We start from the raw sequence: 2301 nt of genomic DNA on the forward strand, positions 1-2301 counted from the left end.
CGTTTTATTGGTGATAGCGTCCCGCAGTCTGCCAAAGAGCTTTTTCTTCTTGCGGGGCGCCACTGCCGTAGAGGCGGTGATAATCGTATCTACTACCTGCCGCTGTGGTATCCTCACATGACTGAGCTGCTGCAATACAGAGGGTATAGCGGCTGTATCCCACGATAATGACAGGTGCAACAGTGAATCGATCGACAACTTACTGAGCAGGAAAAGCTGCGTCTTCCTTTCTTTGTCGGCCAGCAGGTTGTCAACCTGCTGACGCCTGCCGGAAGCGCTCAGCGCCGAATCCAGGTGCGCGCTGATGCCCTGCAATGAAGTAACATAAGAATGTAGATAGGCTGGATCGTAGGTAAGGGTATAGAATCTGAAATCATTGTCAGCCGCATATAACAACTGCACCGCCTGATCGATGTGGCCGGCATCCGTTTTGGTGGCCACCAGGTCTCTCACTACCACGCTCAGCTGATCTGACGCCTGCTTACGTAATACAATGATCATGAAAAATGTAACGAGTATGATCACCATCAGTCCAAGCAAGGTAAACCGTAAAAAACTTTTTCTCTCCTGGGTGTTATACATTGTATTGATTACAAAAATTGGAAATTAGTTCGGGACTTTATTATGGTGCCGTGAAATTAAGTGATTTTCTCATCATTGTTAAATGTACATCTATGTCAAAACCCGCTATGGATATGTGTTTTAAAACAAATTTTCTACGTATTTGATTTATAAATACATTATGATAATGTTTTATTTTATGAACGGTCAGATATAATATATAGATAATTTGTGTTTTGAATGAATGTCGCGTATTATTGTGTCATGCACTGCCTGAAAATCTTCCCCGTAGTCTTATTTTTATTATTGACAGATACCATCATTACTGCTGCTCAGTCCGTTGCGCCTGATCCGCAATACATTGCACTCAAAAGCGGTGATGCGCTGCAGGACCGGAACTTCTACCTCCTCACCCTGATGGAAAAAATGCCGGTAGTAACCAAACTGCTGATAAAAGATCCGGCGCTGCAAAAGGATAGGGTGCAATACAAAAAGCAGCTGCTATGGCTGGAAAATGACCAGGATATCGCAGCCGCCACCCGGCCATTTGTACTTTCAGGTGAGATGGCCAACAGCGTGGGAACCCGCTTCCAGGCCCTGTTAGATCATCGCGCTGCGCCAATGCAGGAACTGCTGAACGAAATGCGCCGCAGCGGCATGTTCCAGCTCTACGCCGCCCTGCCAGACAACCAGCTGCTGCAAAAAGCCTGGGAAGATGCCGCAAAAGGTATCAGCTATATCATCAACGCCTATACAACAAATAAAGGCTTCCGCTATCCCAAAATAGACTCTGCCGCTTATTATGTGAAATCACCGCAGTACATTGCAGGCGTTCACCTGATCCTCAAAGAGCTTGCTCAGAAAAAATACGACAGTACCCTCATCTTCAGGCCGGCTCTCGACCTGGCACTAGGACTGCTGCGCCTCAACAGGCACGACGAAAGCATCCGGTATGAGCCATTGTCGCATACTAACTGGGAAGCATATACGCAACTGAAGGATATGAACTGGAATGACTATACATTCTCCGCAATGCTGATCCTGGGTGCCGGACCGTCAGATAAATCACCAATCAGCGAAAGCGGTAAGAACCGCTGCCGCATGGGAGCAGAGCTGTTCAAAAAAGGATTGGCGCCCTGCATCATCGTCTCCGGTGGACACGTACATCCCTTCGGCACACCATACGCCGAAGCCGTGGAAATGAAAAAATTCCTGGTAGATGAACTGAAGATCCCCGCATCGGCAGTGTTCATCGACCCCTACGCAAGACACACCACCACCAACATCCGGAATGCAGTACGCATCGCCTGGTACAGCGGTATCCCGCTTAACAAACGAATGCTCTGCGTCTCAGATGCTTTACACCTGAACTATGTAAACAGCAAAATGTTTGGACAAAGAGCTACCGAAGAGCTGGGATACATACCCGCAACCGACATTAAACAATCTGATTTGTATTTTCTTTCTTTCCTTCCGGATCTCAGGTCATTACAGGCAGATGCCCGTGACCCGCTCGATCCCTGAGTATTTTTTTATTTAGGTATTTAGATATTTAGGTATTGATAAATGCAGTGAAGATGAAATAAGTTGTATGATTAAAATCAGTATTGTCCGACTAAAATAAGTGAATAAAGCATAAAAAAAGGGGGCAAGCCCCCCAATAGTTTCTATGTTTGGGTTACCACACCTTAAACGTAAAAACTTGGATAAAGATAAAAAATTTACCGGACAGCCGATTTT

Annotated in this window: 2 protein-coding genes; one reads left to right on the plus strand and one right to left on the minus strand. The window is 46.0% G+C overall.

All coding sequences use genetic code 11. The features are described from left to right. Positions 1-501 (minus strand): hypothetical protein (locus VM802_RS15545; RefSeq protein WP_325532064.1); only part of this gene is annotated, 501 nt, incomplete at its 3' end. Positions 502-825: 324 nt separating this feature from the next. On the opposite strand from VM802_RS15545, the gene VM802_RS15550 reads away from it, so the two are divergent. Then, positions 826-2085, plus strand: coding sequence for a YdcF family protein (locus VM802_RS15550; RefSeq protein WP_325532066.1), 1260 nt, complete (start codon positions 826-828; stop codon positions 2083-2085). The last annotated feature ends 216 nt before the right edge of the window (positions 2086-2301 follow it).

The organism is Chitinophaga sp., assembly GCF_035538455.1.
Taxonomy (GTDB): domain Bacteria; phylum Bacteroidota; class Bacteroidia; order Chitinophagales; family Chitinophagaceae; genus Chitinophaga.